The 20,748-nt window shown below is 72.3% G+C and carries 18 protein-coding genes; 7 read left to right on the top strand and 11 right to left on the bottom strand.

The genetic code is table 11. The annotated features are described in order from the left end of the window. Nucleotides 1-35 precede the first annotated feature (35 nt). Nucleotides 36-1,076 carry a glycosyltransferase family 4 protein gene (locus FV218_RS14970; RefSeq protein ID WP_147710462.1) on the top strand — a complete coding sequence of 347 codons (1,041 nt, stop codon included), beginning with the start codon at nucleotides 36-38 and terminating at the stop codon, nucleotides 1,074-1,076. Further along, nucleotides 1,076-2,251 carry a glycosyltransferase family 4 protein gene (locus tag FV218_RS14965; RefSeq protein ID WP_147710460.1) on the top strand — a complete coding sequence of 392 codons (1,176 nt, stop codon included), beginning with the start codon at nucleotides 1,076-1,078 and terminating at the stop codon, nucleotides 2,249-2,251. Before FV218_RS14970 ends, FV218_RS14965 begins: the two co-directional genes overlap by 1 nt. 110 nt (nucleotides 2,252-2,361) lie before the next feature. Here the strand turns inward: FV218_RS14965 and FV218_RS14960 are convergent, their stop codons facing one another. Further along, nucleotides 2,362-3,315, bottom strand: coding sequence for a hypothetical protein (locus FV218_RS14960; RefSeq protein ID WP_246685137.1), 954 nt, complete (start codon nucleotides 3,313-3,315; stop codon nucleotides 2,362-2,364). A gap of 118 nt (nucleotides 3,316-3,433) precedes the next feature. On the opposite strand from FV218_RS14960, the gene FV218_RS14955 reads away from it, so the two are divergent. Together FV218_RS14955 and FV218_RS14950 are read left to right on the top strand one after the other, a co-directional pair. After that, nucleotides 3,434-4,084, top strand: coding sequence for a hypothetical protein (locus FV218_RS14955; RefSeq protein WP_246685135.1), 651 nt, complete (start codon nucleotides 3,434-3,436; stop codon nucleotides 4,082-4,084). Between the two features lie 10 nt (nucleotides 4,085-4,094). After that, entirely contained in the window at nucleotides 4,095-4,751 is a 657-nt protein-coding gene (locus FV218_RS14950) for a hypothetical protein (RefSeq protein WP_147710457.1), read from the top strand. 4 nt (nucleotides 4,752-4,755) lie between these two features. Here FV218_RS14950 and FV218_RS14945 read toward each other — a convergent pair whose 3' ends face one another. From FV218_RS14945 to FV218_RS14930, 4 genes are all read right to left on the bottom strand, one after another. Further along, nucleotides 4,756-5,901: an aminotransferase class I/II-fold pyridoxal phosphate-dependent enzyme gene (locus tag FV218_RS14945; protein ID WP_147710455.1), complete on the bottom strand. Its 1,146-nt coding sequence runs from the start codon at nucleotides 5,899-5,901 to the stop codon at nucleotides 4,756-4,758. Between the two features lie 134 nt (nucleotides 5,902-6,035). Continuing rightward, nucleotides 6,036-7,727: a HAMP domain-containing methyl-accepting chemotaxis protein gene (locus FV218_RS14940; RefSeq protein WP_147710453.1), complete on the bottom strand. Its 1,692-nt coding sequence runs from the start codon at nucleotides 7,725-7,727 to the stop codon at nucleotides 6,036-6,038. 472 nt (nucleotides 7,728-8,199) lie between these two features. Further along, nucleotides 8,200-9,567, bottom strand: a complete 1,368-nt coding sequence (locus tag FV218_RS14935; RefSeq protein ID WP_147710452.1) for a sigma-54 dependent transcriptional regulator — start codon at nucleotides 9,565-9,567, stop codon at nucleotides 8,200-8,202. Beyond that, nucleotides 9,564-11,462: an ATP-binding protein gene (locus tag FV218_RS14930; protein WP_147710450.1), complete on the bottom strand. Its 1,899-nt coding sequence runs from the start codon at nucleotides 11,460-11,462 to the stop codon at nucleotides 9,564-9,566. Before FV218_RS14930 ends, FV218_RS14935 begins: the two co-directional genes overlap by 4 nt. Nucleotides 11,463-11,771: 309 nt before the next feature. Here FV218_RS14930 and FV218_RS14925 point away from each other — a divergent pair, with 309 nt between their 5' ends. Continuing rightward, nucleotides 11,772-13,115 (top strand): dicarboxylate/amino acid:cation symporter, encoded by a 1,344-nt coding sequence (locus FV218_RS14925; protein ID WP_056089529.1) that lies wholly within the window; start codon nucleotides 11,772-11,774, stop codon nucleotides 13,113-13,115. A gap of 219 nt (nucleotides 13,116-13,334) precedes the next feature. Beyond that, nucleotides 13,335-14,627, top strand: coding sequence for an FAD-binding oxidoreductase (locus tag FV218_RS14920; protein ID WP_147710448.1), 1,293 nt, complete (start codon nucleotides 13,335-13,337; stop codon nucleotides 14,625-14,627). Between the two features lie 15 nt (nucleotides 14,628-14,642). Here the strand turns inward: FV218_RS14920 and FV218_RS14915 are convergent, their stop codons facing one another. The 4 genes from FV218_RS14915 to FV218_RS14900 all read right to left on the bottom strand — a co-directional run bounded on the left by FV218_RS14915 (nucleotide 14,643) and on the right by FV218_RS14900 (nucleotide 17,407). Continuing rightward, nucleotides 14,643-15,806: an alpha/beta fold hydrolase gene (locus FV218_RS14915; RefSeq protein ID WP_147710446.1), complete on the bottom strand. Its 1,164-nt coding sequence runs from the start codon at nucleotides 15,804-15,806 to the stop codon at nucleotides 14,643-14,645. Between the two features lie 135 nt (nucleotides 15,807-15,941). Beyond that, nucleotides 15,942-16,661: a cytochrome c biogenesis protein CcdA gene (locus FV218_RS14910; protein ID WP_147710444.1), complete on the bottom strand. Its 720-nt coding sequence runs from the start codon at nucleotides 16,659-16,661 to the stop codon at nucleotides 15,942-15,944. Nucleotides 16,662-16,666: 5 nt separating this feature from the next. Next, on the bottom strand, nucleotides 16,667-17,056 hold the full coding sequence (locus FV218_RS14905) for a thioredoxin family protein (protein ID WP_056089519.1): 390 nt from the start codon (nucleotides 17,054-17,056) through the stop codon (nucleotides 16,667-16,669). A 162-nt stretch (nucleotides 17,057-17,218) separates the two neighbouring features. After that, complete coding sequence (locus tag FV218_RS14900) at nucleotides 17,219-17,407, bottom strand: DUF1289 domain-containing protein (protein ID WP_056089516.1); 189 nt, start codon at nucleotides 17,405-17,407, stop codon at nucleotides 17,219-17,221. A 249-nt stretch (nucleotides 17,408-17,656) separates the two neighbouring features. Here FV218_RS14900 and FV218_RS14895 point away from each other — a divergent pair, with 249 nt between their 5' ends. After that, the gene (locus FV218_RS14895) at nucleotides 17,657-19,420 is read left to right on the top strand and encodes a pilus assembly protein (RefSeq protein WP_244474915.1); all 1,764 of its coding nucleotides are present in this window, start codon (nucleotides 17,657-17,659) and stop codon (nucleotides 19,418-19,420) included. 49 nt (nucleotides 19,421-19,469) lie between these two features. Here the strand turns inward: FV218_RS14895 and FV218_RS14890 are convergent, their stop codons facing one another. Both FV218_RS14890 and FV218_RS14885 read right to left on the bottom strand, forming a co-directional pair. Further along, nucleotides 19,470-20,159, bottom strand: a complete 690-nt coding sequence (locus tag FV218_RS14890) for a TadE/TadG family type IV pilus assembly protein (RefSeq protein WP_162239986.1) — start codon at nucleotides 20,157-20,159, stop codon at nucleotides 19,470-19,472. Between the two features lie 15 nt (nucleotides 20,160-20,174). Further along, the coding region (locus FV218_RS14885) for a TadE/TadG family type IV pilus assembly protein (protein ID WP_147710442.1) at nucleotides 20,175-20,748 on the bottom strand (574 nt) is incomplete at its 5' end.

The raw sequence follows: 20,748 nt of genomic DNA, 5'->3' as shown, positions 1-20,748 counted from the left end.
TCCGAAGAAGAAACGTTTCAGATGAGGCACAACCCGTGATCCGCGTCGCCCAAGTCGCCCCGAACATTTTCCCTATTCCCCCAGAGCATCATGGCGGCACCGAGCGGGTCATCCACGACCTCGGCACGGCACTTCGAAGCTTGGGCGTGGATATAACGCTGTTCGCCCCGTCCGACAGTGCGACAGACTTGCCGCGCATCGGCAACTATCCGAGCCTGTCGGCCCTGGAAGGCCGCCACGGGCGGGTCGCCCCCGGGGTTCCGGCCGCCCTCGATGCCCTGCAGCTGGAGGCCCTGCGCCGGACGCTCGACGGGTTCGACATCGTGCATTGCCACGGCGAGTTCGCCCATGCCGCGCTCCTCGGCGACCGCCGGCGGCACAGCCTGACCACGGTGCACTGGCGCGTGGACGAACTCGACCGGGCCCTGTTCTTCTCGGGGTTTCCCGACCTGCCCGTCGCGGCGATCTCGGCGGCGCAGGAGGCCGGCATCCCGGCCTCGAACCGGGCCGGGGTGGTGCATCACGGCATCGACCGGGACCGCTACGCCCTGCGGACGCGGCCCGGCGGGCACGTCGCCTTCGTCGGCCGCATGACCGACCAGAAGCGGCCCGACACCGCGATCCGCGTCGCCCGCGCCGCCGGCCTGCCGATCCGCCTCGGGGGGACCATCGACGTCGGCAACCCGGACTATTTCGACAGCCGGGTGCGCCCCCTCCTCGGGGACGACGCGACCTATCTCGGCCCCGTGGACGACGCCCGGAAGGGGGACCTCCTCGGGGGCGCGCGGGCGCTGCTGTTCCCCATCGACTGGCCGGAGCCCTTCGGCCTCGTCATGATCGAGGCCATGGCCTGCGGCACGCCCGTCGTCGCCTGGAACCGCGGCTCGGTCCCGGAGATCGTCGAGGACGGCGTCACCGGCTTCATCGTCTCCTCCGAAGCCGAGGCGGTGGACGCCCTCGGCCGGATCGGCCGGCTCGACCGCGCGCATATCCGCCGCCGCTTCGAGGCGCGCTTCACCGCCGAGCGCATGGCGGCCGACTACCTCGCCCTCTACCGCCGCCTGCTCGCCGCCTGATGCGCACGGCCCTCCTCGCCTGGGACTACCCGCCGGCCCCGAGCGGGCTGTCGACGGCCGCCCGCGAGATCGCCGAGAGCCTCGCCGGTGCGGGGGCCGAGGTCACGGTCTTCACCCTCGACCGCGCGGCGCCCGAGCGGGTCGGCGGCGTCACCGTCGCGGGACTCGCCCTGCCGCCCGGCGGCGGGCTGGCGCGCCTGCGCCGGTGGGGTTCGGCCGGGCACCTCGCCGCGCCCCTGGCCTTCCGCCGCGCCGTCCTGGCGGCCCATGCCCAAAGGCCCTTCGCCGTGGTGGAGGCGACGAACTGGTACGCCCCCGCCGTGCTCCTCGCCGGACGTCCGGACCTGCCCCTGGTCACCCGGAGCTCGACGCCCGCCGCCTTCACCCGCGATCCGCCCGGCTCCCTCCGCGACCGCCTCGACGGCCGGACCGCCGATGCCCTGGAGCGCCGGCAGGCGCGGGGCAGCGCCGGGGTCATCGCCAACACCGCCGCGCACGCGGCGGTCATCGCCCGCGCCTACGGCCTGTCCGGCCGGCAGCCCGCCGCCGTGATCGGCCTCAGCCTGCCGCCCGCGATCCTGGCCTCCGCCTGCGCGGCCGCCTACCCGGAGACGGATGATCCGGTGCGCCTGCTCTTCGTCGGGCGGGCGGAGGCGCGCAAGGGCTTCGACGCCCTGCTCGCGGCGATCGCGATCCTCGTGCGCGAGCAGGCGGCGGGCGCCGTCCCGCCCTTCGTCCTCGACCTCGTCGGCGTCCCCCCGGAGGACCTGCCGGCCAGCCTGCCCGAGGCGGCGCGGGCCCGCATCCGGGCGCGCGGCCGGGTCCCGGCCGAGGCCCTGGCCCGGGCCTATGCCGACGCGCACGCGGTGCTCGCCCCCTCCCGCTACGAGAGCTTCGGCCTCGTCTACCAGGAGGCCCTGGCCTATGGCCGCCCGGTGGTGGCCTGCGCCGAGGACGCGAGCGCGCGCGCCTTCGTGGGCGCGCCCGATGCGGGGCCCCTGGCGCGGGAGGCCACGGGCCCGGCCCTGGCCGACGCCCTGCGCCCGCTCCTCGCCGACCCCGCCCTGCGCCTCGCCTACCGGGCCCGCGCCCTGGCGGCGGCCGGCCGCTTCGACCGGGCGACCCTGGCCCGCGAGACCCTCGCCCTCTACGCCAGGGCCCTGGCGGCGGCGTGATCCGGGCTTCCAAAGGGCCGAGGCCCTTTGGCGGGGACTCGGGATCGGCGTTGACCGCAGGGCTCCGCCCTGCACCCGCCAAAGGTCTCGACCTTTGGAATCCGGGAGTCTCAGTCGCGGTAGGGGCGCAGCAGGGCGGCTTCCTCCTCGGTCCGGCCCCGGCCGGGATCGAGGGCCTCGTAGCGCCGCGAGCGGGCCAGGACATGGCCGCGGCTCAAGCCGTGCTCGATCGCCCCGTGCAGGGCGATGAAGCTCCGCGGCCAGCCGCCGTCGAGGCGGGGCCGCTCGTGGACGCGGCCGGCATAGCGCACGGCGCGGTGGTTCAGCCGGTACTGCACGTCCGGGTAGACGTCCGAGAGGATGCCGTCGACGCGGTTCCGGCGCGGCAGCCCGATGGAGACGACGTCGCCCGCCTCCGCCAGGGCGGCGAGGGCCGCCAGCAGCCGGCCGGCGCCCGGATCGAGGGCCTCGTCGGCGTCGAGCTGCAGCATCCAGGAATGGCGGGCGCGGTCCTGGAGGGCGTTGCGCTGCGCGGCGAAGTCGCCCGCCAGGGGCCGGGCGCCCACCCGCACCGCGCCGGGGGCGAAACCCGGCGCCGGCACCGCGCCGGGCGGGGCCGCCGGGGCGTCGAGGAGAATCGCGACGTCGTCGGTCCAGGCCGCGTGCGGGGCCACGGCCGCCAGGACGGCGTCGAGGTCGGCCGGGCGGCACAGCAGGCCGAGGGAGACGGGCCGCCCCTCGGCCGCATCGAGGTCGTAGAGCGCCGCCCGCGCGGCCCGCCCGCCGTGGGGATGGCGCAGGTCGTGGCGATCGTCGTCGGTGAGCGGGCGAACCCCGCGGCCGAACCCCGTCGCGGCACTGCGCAGGGTGTAGGGGTCCAGGCCGTAGGGCGCGTCCGGATCGGACAGGAAGGCCGGGCCGGCGAGGGCCGCGGCGAGGTGCGCGCGGGCCCGGACGGGATCGGTGCCCGGCTCCAGCAGGACGCCGCAGGCGGCGCAGGCGAGGGCGAAGGCGCGCGTCCGCCCGTCCGGATAGGCGAGGCGCCGGGCGCTCGACCCCAGCATGTCGGCGGCGCAGACGAAGCATCGGCGCGGGATCGGCAACGGCGTCTCCTGTCGTGACCGGCCCTTGCCGCGCGGGGCCGGCGCCATACCTCCGCCCTTCCTCGAACCCCTGCCGCAAATGCCCGCCCAGGTCGACTCGCCTTGCCCGGACGACCCTTCCCGCGCGGACGACCGGCTTCCGGTTACGGATGCCCGCCTCAGCATCGTCGGCAACGCGCCGGACCTCGCCGCCGCCGCCGCCATCGATGCGGCGCCCGCCGTCGTGCGCTTCAACAACGCGCCGGGCTTCGGCGGCCGCACGGGCGCGCGGGTCACCCACCTCGCCCTGGTCAACCGCGGCGGGCAGATGCGCGAATGGCTCGCCGACCCGCGCTTCCTCGACCGGCCGGTGGTCCGGTGCGCCGAGGCCTTCATCCTGCCGTTTCCCATGCTGCCGGCGGCGCACAACGTCCCCGAGCAGACGTGCTGGACCCGCGAGGCCCTGGCCCTGCTGCGCCCCCTCGGCCGACCGGTCCACATCCTGCCCGAATCCCTGCACGCCGAGGCCCGGCGCCGGCTCGCCGCCCGCACGGAAGGGCGGCCGAACCCGAGCACCGGCTTCCTCGTGACCCTGGCGCTCCTCCTCGGGCGGCCGCCGCGATCCGGGCCGGTGGACGCCTACGGCTTCGGCTTCGCCGGCTGGCCCGGCCACCCCTGGGCGGCCGAGCGCGCCTGGTTCGCAGACTCCGAGGCGGCCGGGCGGCTCCGGCTGCATTCCTCCAACGGATGAGTCCCGTCCCATGACCACGCTCATCACCGTCCTGAAGGGCGGTGGCCGCTACGATGCGACCTGGGTCGAGCGCCTCGCCCGGGGCGTACGCCGCCACGCCCCGGCCTTCCACCGGATCGTCTGCCTCACGGACCTGCCGCTGGCCGTCGCCGGCGTGGAGCGGGTGCCCCTGCGGCACGACTGGCCGGCCTGGTGGGCGAAGATGGAGGCGTTCCGCCCCGGCCTCACGGAGGGCCCGACCCTGCTCTGCGACCTCGACACCGTCCTCACCGGGCCGGCCGACGCCCTGGCCGAGCCGGGCCTTTCCGCCATGGAGGACTATTTCCACGCGGGCCGCGTCTCCAGCGCCCTCCTGCGCTGGGAGGCGGGCGACCTGGCGGGAGACTTGGATTGTCTCTACGCGGCCTTCGCGGCCGAGCCCGAGCGCTGGATGGCGCCCGGCTCCTGCGGCCCCGTTCCCAATGCCGTCCACGGCGATCAGGTCGTCATCGACCACCTCCTGCGCCGCGAGGGCCTGCGGCCGGATTTCTTCCAGCGGCGCCACCCGGACCTCCTCGACTTCTACGATCCGCGCCGGGCGGAGCATGGCCCGGTGGTGATCTTCATCGGCGACGCGAAGCCGGACACCGCCACCGGCCCGGTCCGGGCGGCGTGGGACGGCGCCTGAACCCTCAGGTCCCGGCGCCGCGCAGGGCCAGGATCGCGTCCGCCAGCCCGTCCACCTGCGCCTCGCCGTGGGCGGCCGAGAACGCCACCCGCAGGCGGGCGGTGCCGGCCGGCACCGTGGGCGGGCGGATGGCGACGACGAGGAAGCCCCGCGCTTCGAGGGACGCCGACAGGGCCAGCGCCGCGGGCGCCTCGCCGACATGGATCGGCACGATGGGGCTTTGGGCCTCGGGCAAGCCGAGGCGGGCGGTGAAGCGGCGGGCGAGGGCCAGGGGCCGGGCGGCGCGGTCGGGCTCGGCCTCCACGATCTCCAGGGCCGCCAGCGCCGCCGCCACCGAGGCCGGCGGCAGGCCGGTGGTGTAGACGAAGCTGCGGGCCCGGCTGGTCAGGAGGTCGACGACGGCGCGGGACGCGCAGAGGTAGCCGCCGTAGGAGCCCAGCGTCTTCGACAGGGTGCCCATTTCGAGGGGCGCGCGGGCCTGCGGCTCCACCACCCCGAGGCCGTGGGCGTCGTCCACCAGGGTCCAGGCGTCGTATTCGGCGGCCAGGCTCAGGATCTCGGACAGGGGCGCCCGGTCGCCGTCCATGCTGAACACCCGCTCGGTGAGGATCAGCACCCGCTCGTGCCGGGCGCGCCGCGCCGCCAGGATCGTTCGTAGGTGGTCGAGGTCGTTGTGGCGGAACCGCAGCATCGTCGCGCCGGACAGCTGCGCGCCGGAGAACAGGCAGGAATGGCCCAGCGCGTCGACGAGGACGAGGTCGCCGGCACCCGCGAGCGCCGGCACGATGCCGAGGTTGGCGAGGTAGCCGCTGCCGAACACGAGGGCCGCCGCCGTCCCCTTGTGGGCGGCGAGCCGGGCTTCGAGGGCGGCCAGGGGCGGGTGGTTGCCGGTGACGAGGCGCGAGGCCCCCGCCCCGGCGCCGTAGCGCGCCAGGGCCGCCTGTCCGGCGGCGATCACCCTCGGGTCGTTGGCCAGGCCGAGATAGTCGTTGCACGAGAACGACACCAGGGCGCGCCCCGCCCGCGTCGCCCCGGCCGCGGGCCCCCGCGCCGTCTCGACGAGGCGCCTTCGCAGGGCCCCGGCGTCGAGGGCGGCGAGGCCGCTCCGGGCGAAGGCTTCGAGGCTGGGTGTGTCGGCGGGTCCTGGCATCGGGCCGATGGCGCCCCGATCCCCCGGCTTGTCAAGGGACGGCGCGGCACCGCCCCCGCGCTCTCGTAAAAAAGCCCGCCGCATCTTCGCAGATGCGGCGGGACCCTGATGAGGGCGGTCTCGGGCGCGGACGGTCAGGCCGCCTTCACGCCGGACAGGAAGCGCTCGACCTCGTCGCCGAGGCTTTCGGAGTAGCGGGAGAGCTCCTTGGCCGCGCCCAGAACCTGGGTGGCGGCGGCGCCCGTGGTGCCCGCGCCGACGCGGACGTGCTCGATGTTGCTCGTGACGTCCTGGGTGCCCTGGGCGGCCTCCTGGACGTTGCGGGCGATCTCGCGGGTGGCGGCACCCTGCTCCTCCATGGCGGCGGCGATGCCGGCGGAGTAGTTGGACATGTCCGCGATGGTCCGGCCGATCCGCCCGATATCGGCGACGACCTCGCCCGTGGCGCCCTGGATCTCGCCGATCTTCGCGCGGATCTCCTCGGTGGCCCGGGCCGTCTGGCCGGCGAGTTCCTTCACCTCGGTGGCGACGACGGCGAACCCCCGGCCCGCCTCGCCGGCCCGCGCCGCCTCGATGGTGGCGTTGAGGGCCAGCAGGTTGGTCTGCCCGGCGATGGTCGTGATCATGGCGACCACGTCGGTGATGCTGTCGGCGACGGCGGCCAGGGTCTGCACCGTGGTCTCGGTCCGGCGCGTGTCCGCCACGGCCTGGGCCGCGATGGCGGAGGATTGCGTGACCTGGCTGACGATCTCCTGGATCGAGACCGACATCTCCTCGCTGGCCGCGGCCACCGTCTGGACGTTGGCGGAGGTCTGCTCGGCGGCGCCCGCCACGGACACCGCCTGGTGGATCGCCTGCTCGGCGGTGGCGGACATCGACTGCGCCGTGGCCTCCATCTCGGTGGCCGCGCCCGCCAGGCCCTGGGTCAGGGCGGAGACGTTGGATTCGAAGCGCTTGGTCAGGCCGTCCAGGACTTCGGCGCGGCGCATCTTGGCGTCGTTCTCCGCCTCCTGCTCGGCGGCGAGGCGGCGGGCCGTCACGGCGTTGACCTTGAACACTTCGAGGGAGCGGGCGAGCAGGCCGACCTCGTCCTTGCGCTCGGCCCCTTCGACGGTGATGTCGAGGTCGCCCTGGGCGAGCCGGCCCATGGATGCCGTCATGTGGCCGATCGGCCGCGACACCCCCAGCACGACGATGGCGGCGGCCAGGCCCATGGCCGCCAGCAGGCCGCCGGTCGCCGACACGATGAGGAGGGTCGTCGACGAGGCCGCGAGGTGTTCCGCGTCGTTGGACGCCGCCTTGAGCTGCTGCTCGATGATGGCGCCGCGGCGCTCGGCCTCCTCCCGGATCTTCGCGCGCTGGGGGGCCGCTTCCTCCTGGGAAATCTTCATGCCGGCCGCCGATTCGCCCTTCGCGCCGAGGGCGGTCGAGCGGTCGAGCACGGTGTAATAGGTCGTGAGTCCGGCGCGCAGGCTCTTGTTGGCCGCCGTCCGCTCCGCCGAATCCTCGAGAGCGACGAGGCGGTCCATCGCCGCGTAGCTCGCCGCGATGGCGGCGGCCTGCTTGGCCTGATAGCCGGACATCTTCGACAGATCGGCCTCGACCAGCGTATTGCGGTTCTGCACCGCCGCTTCGGTCATGGAAACCTGCATGTTCAGGATGTGGGCCTGGCGCGCCGCCTGGACTTGCGCGATCTCCCGCGTCTCATGGGCGAGTGTCGTCAGTGCCGATCGAGCATAGGCGACGAGGCCGGCCGCGACCAGCGCCATGAAGACCAGGGGAATGGCGATCTTTGCTAGAAGACCGAGATTGTTGAAAGCTTTCATGAACAGGGCCCTTCGGGTACGGCGTCGCAGCAACCACAGGAAATCTTTATTCTTGTCGAATGAAATTTCGATTAATTAGATCTAAAAATATACAGTTGTCATTTAGGTCGTATTCAGTCGCTGATTGGGTAATTTAGGCGGCATATTTCCGCACGACTGGAAAAATTCATAGCGTCGAGGCGTGTGCTCGAAAGCACTGGGGCGGTTGTGGCATCGAACCGAAGACCAGCAATCACTGGGCGAGTCTTGACGGTTTCATGACAGCGAGGATCGCGGCTGGACCAAGACATGATCTGAACCAGGACGCCGCCTCGGCAACACACGGCCTGAAGCACGGCGCGGAACAGTGGCGGCCGGTGTTTCCGGACTCCTCACGCGGCGCACGGATTTCGCAGGACGCCGCTTCCACGCCCTCGCGGCGGCTGCGGTCTCGGCCGAGGGCGTGGAAGCGTCCGCGTCCCGGCGGGCGGACCTAGCGGTAATCCGTCGGGGTGAGGCCGTGGCGGGCGATCTTGTCGTAGAGGGTCTTTCGCGGGGTGCCGAGGGATTCGGCGGCGAGGCGCACGTCGCCGCCGGCCATGAACAGTTCCTCGCGGATGAGGCCGCGCTCGAACCGGTCGACCTGCTCGGCGAGGGTCCCGAGGGTGGCGGTCCCGGCGGCCCCGGGCGGGGCCGCCTCGGGCCGGCCGAGACCGAGGGCGTGGCGTTCGGCGAAGTGGCCGAGTTCGCGCACGTTGCCGGGCCAGTCGTGGCGGCGCAGGTACTCGCGCACGGCCGGCGTGACCGGGGGCGCCTCGCGGCCGAAGCGGGCGGCGGCCCGGGTCAGGAACTCCTGGAACAGCAGCATCACGTCCTCGCGCCGGTCGCGCAGGGGCGGGATCTGGATCGTGATGACGTTGAGGCGGTGATAGAGGTCGTCGCGAAACGTGCCCTGGGCCGCCGCCTGGCCGAGATCGACCTTGGTGGCCGCCACCACCCGCATGTCGATGGCGCGGACCTCGTTGGTGCCCAGCGGCTCCACGACCCGCTCCTGCAGGACGCGCAGGAGCTTCACCTGCAGGTTGAGGGGCATGCTCTCGATCTCGTCGAGGAACAGGGTGCCGCCCTGCGCGTGCTCGATGCGCCCGACCCGGCGCTTGAGGGCGCCGGTGAAGGCCCCGGCCTCGTGGCCGAACAGCTCGCTCTCGACGACGCTGTCGGGCAGCGCCCCGCAATTCATGGCGACGAAGTTGCGCCGCGCCCGCCGGCTCCAGCGGTGCAGGGCGCTCGCCACCACCTCCTTGCCCGATCCGGTCTCGCCGAACACGAGCACGTCGACGTCGGCCTGCGCCACCTCGCGCACGAGGCCGCGCAGGCGCACCATCTCGGGCGAGACCCCGAGGAAGGCGGGGTCCTCCTCCACCGCCGCGTCGAGGGTCGCCCGCAGGGCCCGGTTCTCGAGGACGAGGCGCCGCCGCTCCAGGGCCCGGCGCGCCGACGCCATCAGGGCCTCGGCCGGATAGGGCTTGGCGAGGAAATCGTAGGCCCCGTCGCGCATGGCGCCCACCGCCATGCGGATGTCGCCGTGGCCGGTGATGAGGATGACGGGGAGATCGGGGTCGAGGGCGCGCAGGCGCGCGAACAGGGCGACGCCGTCGAGGTCCGGCAGGCGCACGTCCGTGACCACGAGGCCGGGCGGATCGGCCAGGATCGCGGCCAGGGCCGGCCCGGCGGCCCCGAAGGTCTCGACGGTGAAGCCGTCGAGTTCGAGGCTCTGGCGGTTGGCCCGGCGGACATCCGCCTCGTCGTCGATGAAGACCACCCGCTCGGGCGACGGCCGCCCCTCCGCTGCCTCGCTCAACGCCCCGCCTCCCCGTGCCCGGCCGTCCTGGTCGCCCCGGCGAGATCCAGGCGGAAGACGGCGCCCCCCGCCGGATCGTCGCCCGCCGTCAGGCTGCCCCCGCAATCCTCGGCGATGCCGCGGGCGATGGCGAGGCCGAGGCCGAGGCCGTCCGTCTTGGTGGTGAAGAAGGCATCGAACACCTGCGCACGCAAGGCCTCGGGCAGGCCCGGGCCGGTGTCGTGCACCGCGATCCCGACGCGGTCGCCGTCCTCGCTCACCCGGAGGGTCACCCGCGGGTCGGGGCGGCCGGCGACGGCGTCGAGGGCGTTCTGCAGCAGGTTGACCAGCACCTGTTCCAGGCGCGGCCCGTCGCCGAGGACGTGGAGGTCGGTGCGGGGGACGTCGACGACGACGGGGATGCCGGCGCCGCGGGCGCGCGCCTCCACCAGTTCGAGGCCGTTGCGCAGGATCGCGTCCAGGGGCACCGGCTCGCGCCGGGGCGAGGCCCGCCTCGCGAAGCCCTTCAACTGGCGGGTGAGGCCGCCGATGCGGTCCGTGAGCCGGCCGATGGCGACGGTGTTCTCGGAGGCCTCCGCGGTGCGGCCGCGCTGCATCAGGATCGCGGCGTTGTCGGCGTAGGCGCGGATGGCGGCCAGCGGCTGGTTGATCTCGTGGGCCATGCTGGCGGCGAACTGGCCCAAAGCCGCGAGGCGGCCGGCCTGGGCGAGTTCGCGGCCCAGGCGCTCGCGCTCGGCTTCGATCCGCTCGCGCTCGGCTTCGACCCGCTCGCGCTCGGCCTCCGCCCGCCGGCGCTCCTCGATCTCGAGGCGCAGCATCCGGTTGGCGTCCGTGAGCTCCCGGGTCCGCTCGCGCACGCAAGCCTCGAGCTCCTCCCGGCGGGCCGAGGCCTCGGCGAGGCGCCGGCGCTGGTGCCGGCGCCGGTCGGCCAGGGTGGCGAGCCCGAGGCAGGCGAGGCCGGTGACGAGGGCGGCGATGATCCAGGCCTGCACCCGCTCGCGCTCCACCGCGCCGCCCAGCGGCGTCAGGGTGTGGAGCCGCCAGTCCGTCCCCGGGATCGCGGCGTCGAGGGCCAGGGCCGGCCGCGCCGGTGACGCGCCCCGGCCGACCCGCACGCGGTCGGGGGCGCCCGGAATGGGATGGAGCGGCATCTCGGCCAGGGGCGCCGCCCCGAATTCCAGGGCCTCGCGGATGCGGCGGCGCTCGTCCTCGTCGATGCGGCGCAGGGTCGAGAAGTGCCAGGCCGGATCGCTCGCCACGAGGACGATGCCCCGGGAATCGGCCACGAACACCCCGTCGCCGCCCGCCCGCCACGCGGCCTCGACCCCGTCGAACTCGATCTTGACCACCACGACGCCGCCGGTGCCGGCGATCTTTCGCGAGAGGTAGAGACCGGCCCGGCCGCTGACGGTGCCCAGCGCGAACTGCGATCCGGCGCCCGTGGCCACCGCCTGCCGGAAATACGGCCGGAAGGCGTAGTCCCGGCCGACGAAGCTGCGCTCGGCCCCGGCGTTGCTCGCCGCCACGGTGATGCCGTCGGGGCGGATGACGTAGATCACCGCCGCCCCCGTGGCCGCCGCCACCTGGGCGAGGCGCCGGTTCACCCGTTCGACGAGATCCTGCGATAGGGACGCGCCCGCCACCGCCGCGATCTCCGGGTCCGCCGCCAGGGCCAGCGGCAGGGAGGCCTGCTTCTGCATCTCCGCCTGGAGCGCCGCGACCTGGAGCGCCAGGGTCGCGTGCGCCGTGCGGCGCAGGTCGGCCAGCGCCCAGCGCTCGGCCGCCCGCCCGGCGATCCAGGCGGCCAGGAGCATCGCGGCGAGGCTCGCCACGAGGACGAGGCCCCGCCGCCGCCCCGGACGGGGCGTGGCGGGATCGGGAGGGGCCGTCCTCATCGGGCGTGGCGGCGTGCGGATTTCCGCACGGCTTTCTCCGGCCGGGTGCGGGTTCTCGGATCGGGGTCGGGCGATCGGGCGGGCGGCATCGGAAAAATCGGCCTCGAATCAACGTGTTAACGAAATATTAGATTGGTTCCCGGGCTGGCATGCCGGTTGCCATTCGGTAAGCGAAACGCAGGCCTGCATCCACGGCAGGGCTGGGTACCGGGGGGAGAGACCCGCCGGCCAACACCAGGATCGGACGGAGCCGGGGCCAACCCCGCCTCCCAACCGACACCCGCAACGTCGAACCGGGAGAACGCCCCCATGGCTGCCGTACCATCACCGCTCACCGCCCCGCATCCGCCCGCCAAGCCCAAGCCCCTGTACCGGACCCTGTACTTCCAGGTCCTCGTCGCCGTCGCCATCGGCATCACCCTGGGCCACTTCTACCCGCAGGTCGGCGCGGACATGAAGCCGCTCGGTGACGCCTTCATCAAGCTCGTCAAGATGATCATCGCGCCGGTGATCTTCCTCACGGTGGTCTCCGGCATCGCCGGCATGACCAACCTCGAGAAGGTCGGCCGCGTCGGCGGCAAGGCGCTCATCTACTTCATCACCTTCTCGACCCTGGCCCTCATCGTCGGGTTGATCGTGGCGAACCTCGTCCAGCCGGGCTCAGGGATGCACATCGATCCCAAATCCCTCGATCCGAAGTCGATCGCCATGTACGCCGACAAGGCGAAGACGCAGACGATCACCGACTTCCTCATGAACATCATCCCGTCGACGGCGGTGGGGGCGTTCGCGGGCGGCGAGATCCTGCAGGTGCTGTTCTTCTCGGTGCTGTTCGGCTTCGGCCTCGCCTTCCTGGGCGACCGCGGCAAGCCGGTGCTCGACATCATCAAGGTGCTGTCGGAGGCCATCTTCGGCGTCGTCAACATCATCATGAAGGTCGCCCCCATCGGCGCCTTCGGCGCCATGGCCTTCACCATCGGCAAGTACGGCATCGCCTCGCTCGCCAACCTCGCCTACCTCGTCGGCGCCTTCTACCTGACCTCGGCGATCTTCGTGCTCGGCGTCCTCGGCCTGGTGGCGCGCTACAACGGCTTCTCGATCCTCAAGCTCATCCGCTACATCAAGGAAGAACTGCTGCTGGTGCTCGGCACCTCGTCGTCCGAATCGGCGCTGCCCTCGCTGCTGGAGAAGATGGAGCGCGCCGGCTGCTCGAAGCCCGTCGTCGGCCTCGTCGTCCCCACCGGCTACTCGTTCAACCTCGACGGCACCAACATCTACATGACCATGGCGGCGCTGTTCATCGCCCAGGCCACGGACACGCCCCTGACCTACGGCGAGCAGGGCCTCCTGCTCCTCGTGGCGATGCTGTCCTCCAAGGGGGCCGCCGGCGTCACCGGCTCGGGCTTCATCACCCTCGCCGCCACCCTCGCGGTGGTCCCCTCCGTGCCGGTGGTGGGCATGGCGCTCATCCTCGGCGTCGACCGCTTCATGTCCGAGTGCCGCGCCCTCACCAACTTCATCGGCAACGCGGTGGCCTGCATCGTCGTCGCCCGCTGGGAGGGCGAGGTCGACGACGTCAAGCTCGCGGCGGCGCTCGGCGGCAACCCGATGCCCCTCGATTCCGAGCTGCCCGTCCTCCAGGCGGCCGAGTAGCCCCGCCCCGTCCGGTCTTCTCCGGTCCCGACCCTCCGGCGCCCCGCGCCGGAGGGTTTTTTCGTGGGCCTTTGCCGACGCGGGCGATGGCCCGTGCCCGGCGGCCGGCCTTGTCCCCGGCCTCCGCGCCCGCGATAGGGGGGCCGAGGTCTTGCATGGCGCGGGCATGGGTGGTCGCGCGGCCTGCGCCTTCATCCGGGATGGGAACGATGCCGTCGCATGAGTGAGCAGCGCACACGGAAAGCCGGGGACTCCTGCGATATCGCGGTGATCGGAGGCGGCATGGTCGGCCTCGCCTCGGCCATCGCCCTGCGGGAGCGCGGCCTCGACGTGGTCCTCGTCGATCCGGGCGAGGCTCGGGCCCGGACCTCGTTCGGCAATGCCGGCGTGATCAGCCGCGGCTCGATCCTGCCCATGGCCGGGCCGGCCCTGTGGGGCAAGCTGCCGGCCTACCTGCGCAACGCCGACCGGGCCTTGCGCCTGCGCTACACCCATCTCCCGCGGGTCGTGCCCTGGACCGTGCACTTCCTCGCCGCCGCCCGCACCTCGGCCTGGCGCCGGGCCGCGGGGGCGCTCCTGCCCGTTACCAGCGCCGCCTATGCCGAGCACGAGCGCCTCGCCGCCCGGGCCGGCACGACGCATCTCCTGAAGCGCACGGGCTGGATCAAGGCCTACCGGACGGACGAGGCCTTTGCCGCCGCCGCCCTGGAGCGGGCGATCCTGGCCGAGCACGGCGTGGCGATGGAGCTCCTCGACGGGCCGGGCCTGCGCGACCTCGAACCGGCCCTGGTGCGCCCGTTCGCGCGGGCCATGCTCCTGCCGGAGACGGGCAGCGTCGGCGATCCGGGCGCCCTGGTCGAGGCCTGCGCCGCCCTGTTCGCCGGCCTCGGCGGCCGCACGATCCGCGCCGCGACCCGCGGCCTCGCGCCGGAGGCGGAGGGCTGGCGCATCGACGTCGAGGCCGGACCGGTCTTCGCCCGCCAAGTCGTCCTCGCGGCGGGGGCGGCGTCGGCCGACATCGCCCGGCCCTTGGGCTACCGCTTCGCCTTCGCGGCCGAGCGCGGCTACCACCGCCACTACGCCCTGCATCCCGACAGCCCGCCCCTGACCCGGCCCATCCTCGACACGGGGGCGGGCTCGATCCTGGCGCCCATGGGCGAGGCCCGGGTGCGGGTCCTGTCCGGCGTCGAGCTCGACGCCCGCGACGCGCCGCCCGATCACACCCAGATCGAGGCGGCCGCGCGGGAGGCCATGGGCACCCTGCGCCTCGGCGGGCCCCTCGACAACCAGCCCTGGCTCGGGGCCCGCCCGTCCACCCCCGACGGCCTGCCGGTGATCGGCCGGGCGCCGCGGCATCCGGGCCTGATCTTCGCATTCGGGCACGGCCATATCGGCCTGTCGACGGGGCCGGTCACCGGCCAGATCGTCGCCGACCTCGCCACCGGCCGGCCCCCGCGCCTGCCCCTGGAGCCCTTCGCCCCCGAGCGCCTGCTGCGCTGGCCGCGCTTGTAGGGTTGTCCCAGGGTCTCATTCGAGGGCGGTCGGGTTCTCTTCTTCGAGGAAGGCCGCCACGGCGCGGAAGAACTGCATGCGGTTCTTCTCCATCATCACCGTGTGGGTGCCCTCGCCGAGCTCGACGAAGCGCTTGTAGGGCGCGGCGGTGAGCTTGGTGAAATACCCCTGTGCCTGATAGCTCGGCAGGTCGGCGTCCCATTCCGCGTGGATCACCAGTGTCGGCACCCGGATCAGGCCGGGGTCGTAGAGCGGCTTGCCGGCCTGCCAGTAATCCTGGGAATCGGCCAGGATGCCGTTGGGCGCGCGCAGGACCGGCGGGGTCCGGGCCGCCCCCACCGTGTCCGTCGCGAAGGTCGCGTCGGCCCATTGCTCGAACCAGCCGGGCGGGATGAGGCCGGCCTTCTTGTCCTCGGGCACGCCCTTGAGCCAGCGCTCCTTCGCGCTGTCCCGCGACACGGTGCGGTAGGCGCCGAGCGGGCCAGTGTTGCCGAGGTTCAGCGGCGCCGTGGCGAGCCATTGCGGCGCGTAGAGCACCAGCCGGTTCACCTTGGCGTTGTTCTCCGACGTGTAGAGCCCCATGGTCGAGGTGCCCCACGACCAGCCCATGAGGTTGAGCTTGTCCACGCCCCGGCGCTTGAGGATGGCCTCGACGGCGAGGCCCACGGCGCGGGCGGACTCGACCGTGCGCAGGAACGGCTTGTTGTCCCCGGCGGGGGCGCTCATCTGGTGCGGCCGGTCGGAGAAGCCGTAGCCCGGCAGATCGACGAGGTAGACGTCGAAGCCCTGGCCGGCGAGGTAGTCCATCATCGAGAGCCCGTTGAGGGGCAGGTCGAACGAGGTCGAGGCCGGGTAGGTCGCGCCGTGGACGTAGAGCAGGATCCTGTCGGCCGGGAACGCCGTCATGCCCGCCGGGCGCTTGTTGCGGACGTAGAGGGACACGGCGGGGTCCTCCGTCGGAACCCGGAAGGAGTCCGTCGCGAGGGCCCCGGCCTTTGCGCTGCCGCCTTCAGGGCTCTTGCCCTCGGAAGCCGAGGCGTGCGGAGCCTGCCCCGTGGACCACGCGGCGGCCCCGAGGGCGGCGAAGCCGTGCAGGATCTGGCGTTTCGTCGGTGTCTTCGAAGTCGTGGGCGTGGATGTCTCTGATTTCGATGTCTCTGATTTCGATGTCTTGCGCATCGGTTTCTCCCGACCGCCGGAGGGGCGGACGGCTCAGGGTGACGCACGGCGCCACCCGCCGCAACGGGGATCGGAGCGCCTCACGAAACACCGCCGTTCTTCCGTCGAGTACGGCGGCGGGGTCGTGGGAAACATTCAGAACCGCGTGGTCAGGGCCGTGAGCCAGGCGGGCGAGGCCTCGACCAGGGCGGTCTCCAAGCCCTTGTCGAGGCCCGTGAGGATCGCGAGGCCGGTCGCGAGCAGGATCAGGCCGAGGACCGCCTTGAGGCCCCGGCCCAGCCCCATCATCCGGCCGCGCCACCCCATCAGCGTCGCGCGGGACAGGGTGCCCAGCAGCACCAGGGGCAGGCCGGCCCCGAGGCCGAACAGCACCATGGTGAGGGCCACGGCGGCGAGGTCGCGCCCCTGCGCGGCGAGGAGCGAGGCGGCCCCGAGGGTCGGCCCGACGCAGGGGCTCCACACGGCGCCGAGGAGCAGGCCGACGCCGAACTGGCCGCCGAGCCCGGTGGTCGAGGCCCCGCCGAACCGCGCCCGCGCCCGGTCGCTCAACGGGCCGGCGGCGACGGCCAGGCGGGTCTGGGCGGCGGGCAGCATCAGGACGAGGCCGATCGCCACGAGCAGGACGGCCGCGCCCATGCGGAATACCGCCGTGTCGAGGCCGAGGGTGAAGCCGATGGTGGCGACGAACAGCCCGATGGCGACGAACGCCAGGGCGAGCCCGCCCGCCAGGGCCGCCGGCCCGAGGCGATGCTCGCTCGCCGCTGCCCCGAGGACCAGGGGCAGGAGCGGCAGCACGCAGGGCGACAGCACCGAGAGCAGGCCCGCCAGAAAGGCGAGGCCGAGGGTGGCGGCCATCGGCGCTAGAGCGTCTTCTCCACCAGCCCCTCGATCCACTCGGGCTGGGTCTCGCCGACGGAGCGTCCGGTCTCGGTCGCGCCCTTGAAGGCGATGAGCGTGCTCTGCATGCGGGCGTCGAAGCGGCGCAGGACGTCCTTGCGGCTGTCGAAATCGATGTCGAAGATCACGAGGTCCTTGAAGCGCGGGTCCTGGGCGAGCCTGGCCAGGATCGGCTTCTGGGCCTTGCAGATCGGGCACCACGGCGCGCTGACCTCGACGAGGATCGGGCGCCCCGCCTTCTGCGCCGCCGCGAAGGCGTCCGCGTCGAAGGGAATCGGTTCAGCGCGCGCGGGCCCTGCGAGCGCCAGGGGGAGGAGGGCGGCGAGGCCGAGGAGCGCGCGGCGCAGCATCATGGGTGTTCCTCCGAGCCTTTCACCCCCGTTCGGTCGGCGCGGCCCTCGAGGCAGGCTTAGGGGATTGCGGCGCGCCTGTCTGTGACGGTGCGCCCCGCACCCGAAGAGTTGAAGGGCGCGGCGGCGTCGGACGAAGTCCGCCTCGGGGAAGCGGAGACGGGATCAATCCTCCCGGGGGGCGTCCTGAACCTTCCGGACCCGGGCCGGCAGGTCGCGCAGGAGGGCCGTGCGGCGGAACGGCGTCAGCTTCGTCCAGGCGCGGATCTCCGGGATCGTCCGGCCGCAGCCCACGCACCAGCCCGTCCGCCCGTCGAACCGGCAGACGGCGATGCAGGGATCGTTCTTGCGCATGGCTCCGTCCGGCCTTCACCATGGGGCGGACGCCCCGGACCCGGTCATAGGGCATCGCGACCGCGCCGCGTAGGCGCGCCGCGCGCGACGGGCCCGTTCCCGGCCGGTGCCGTGCTGCGGGACCCGAGTGGCGGGCAATGGTGTCGATCCAGGGCGGCATCGGGCTGGTGGCCGCCGGTGATCACCGAACGTTAAGCAAAACCTGATGGGTGTCGCCGGATGTCGATCAAGGTCCGAACGATGTCCCTCATGAGTCGATTTCTCAGCGACAGGCGCGGAAACATCGCGATCATCTTCGGCCTGAGCTTCGTGCCGCTGATGTTCCTCGCCGGTACCGGGATCGATTACGGCCGGGCCTCGGCCATGCGTGCCCGATTGCAGAACGCCGTCGATGGGACGGCCCTGAGCCTGTGTCAGACCACCACGACCACGACGAGCGCCGCCCTGGAGGATCAGGCGACGAAGCTCATCGCCTCCTACATGCCGGTGGCGACCCTGACGACACCGCTGACCATCGGGGCGAATCCGCGCACGATCCTGGTGAAGGCCACCGCCACCTACACCACCGCCTTCGCCCGCCTCCTGCGCATCAACACCATCGATGTCTCCGCCTCGTCGCAATGCGCGACGCCCATGGCTCAGACCTTCGAGATCGCCATCGCGTTGGACACCACGGGCTCGATGAACAAGGCCGGCGGCTCGGGCACGAAGATGGCCGCCGCCCAGGACGCGGCCAAGAAGTTCGTCGATTACGTCTACACCAAGCCCGCCTTCAGCCCGCAGACCAGGATCTCCATCGTGCCGTTCGCCAGTGGTGTAGCCGTGGATCCCAATACCTACGGCGCCGCGACGGCCTGGATCGACGGGTCGTCGGCCCCGAAATCCGCCTACCACTGGACCAACGTCGATTTTTCCGCCGCCAACGCCACCGTCAAGGCGGCCATCAAGAACCGCCTCGACATCTTCGCCCAGCTCAAGAAGCTCGACTCGACCTGGGGCTGGGCCGGATGCCTGGAGACGCTGCCCTATCCCCTGAATGTGCAGGACGCGGCGCCGACCTCGGGCAATCCCGACAGCTACTTCGTGCCGATGTTCGCGCCCGACGAGCCGGCGGGTACCTCCCAGGACATGACGTACGTCCAGAACGACTCAGCCAATAACTTACCCAAGACGGCGTCGCGTTACACAAAAATGAATCCTTCAGTGCAATATCAACTCAACAGTTATCTGGAGGATTATACGAACGAGCCGGGTTGCGAGGCCAAGACGATGACCGCCCCGGAGGCGGAGATGCGTGCCTGCAAATACTACAAATCGACGCGCTATTCCGTCACGACGTACAATGACGTCGGCATCCCCAACGGGCCGAATTTCGGCTGCACGAGCAAACCGCTGCAGACGCTGACCAACGATACAGCGAAGCTGAAGTCTCTCATCGATGGTCTCGGTCCATTGGGCAGCACCAATATCTTCGAGGGTTTTATGTGGGCTTGGCGGACGATTTCGCCTCTCAGCGTTTTCGGCCAGGGCGTGGCCTACAACGACACGACGGTCCGCAAGGTCATCGTCCTCATGACCGATGGTTTCAATTCATGGAACACCAACGCGACTATCGCCGCATCGAGCGGTTTCGATTTCCGCAACATCAACGATTCCCTGTTCGGCTCCATGGGCTACATCACCAACGGCAACGGAACCAAGGTCTCGGGCAGTTCCGCCCTCGCCGGGCGCCTCGTCACCGGCACGGCCAGTCCGGCCTCCGACGCCCAGGCGCGGGACGCCCTCGACGCCCTTACGCGCGAGGCCTGCACCAACGCCAAGGCGCGCAACATCGCGGTGTTCACCATCGGCTTCAGCGTGCCGAACGACCCCATCGACCAGGCGGGCATCAATCTCCTGCGGGACTGCGCCACGGTGCCGGCCCAGGCCTACGTCGCCAACTCGTCCACCGCCCTGATCGCGGCCTTCGACGACATCGCCAAGAGCATCGGCAAGCTGCGCATCGTCCGCTGATCCGGCCGGCGGGACGACTCCCTCGACCCGGCCCCTTCGACCCGCCCCCTCAACTCGACGTCGCCGGGCAGGCGACGCCCGCCGGCAGGACCACCTCGTCGTCGGCGCCGGTGGTGACGGCCTTGCCCTGGCGGGTGGGCCAGACCACCGTATCGGCCAGGGGAAACGCGCCCGTGCTCGCGCCGGTGAAGGTGGCGTAGGCCGCGCCGAGGACCGGCGAGTACGGCATCGTCACCTGGGCGACGACGAGGCGCATGCCGTGACGGTTGTAGTTGGCCGGGATGGTCAGGCCCGTCGGCGCGACGCCGACCGGCCATTTGGCCGTGCTCGGCGAGCCGTCGCTGGAGCAGATCCGCACCGTGCGCGTCGTGCCCTGCATGTAGATGCCGATGGCGGCGACCCGGATGACAGCCTGGGTCGCATCGAACGGATTGTAGACGAGGCGGGACGCCGCCAGGATGTCGTTCATGGTGGCCCGCGCCATGGGCGAGGTGGTGTCGCCGAGGGCGGTGAGGTCGGCCACGGTCCGGGCGAGCAGGCTGGTGCGCCGCTGGGCCATCGCCGCCCGGGCGAGTTCGCAGCCGCCGACATACATGAGCAGCAGCACCGGCGCGATGAGGGCGAACTCGATGGCCGCGACGCCGCCCTGGGCGCGCCGGAAACGGCCGAGGACGCCCGACGGGGCCGGGTCGGCGGAGACCGGCGCGGTCACGGCAGCCTCCGGGGATAAGCGGGTCACGCGGGCCTCCACGGCTCAGAACGGCTCGGTGCGAAAGACCTGGACGGATTGCAGCAGGCGCGATCCGTCCCGGAATGTCGGGGTCATGGGAAACATGATGGTGAAGGTCGGGTACTTCACCGCCGCCTGGACCACCACGATGGTGCTCGCCTGGGCGTTCGCGTAGGCCGTGCCGAACCCCTTCGACCAGTCGCCGGTGGAGGGGTCGACGGGGTTGGTGCCCGTGCCCGCCGCCATGGAGGCGAAGACCCGGACCTCCAGCTTCACCTCCGCGCACTTGAACAGGGTCCAGCGGTCGGCGCCGTTCACCTGGCAGAGCTGCTTGCGCAGGTTCTCCAGAACCAGCGCGGGATCGGCGACGCCGGAATTCACGCTCTGGAACTGCCCCGTCTGGATCGTGCGCGAGGCGTCGGCGAGGGCGTCGTCGAGGGTCTGGCTCGCCCAGAACAGCATCGACATGTCGATGATGCCGGTGATCAGTGCCAGGAACGGAAACGCCAGGATGGCGAATTCCACCACCGTGGCGCCCTCCCGCGCCTGCCGGAACCGGGCGGCGAGGGCACGGGGTGTGAGCGCCCGGCGAGGGGGC

This window comes from Methylobacterium sp. WL69 (genome assembly GCF_008039485.1).
Lineage (GTDB): Bacteria > Pseudomonadota > Alphaproteobacteria > Rhizobiales > Beijerinckiaceae > Methylobacterium.
This window is presented reverse-complemented; position numbering and strand designations above follow the sequence as displayed.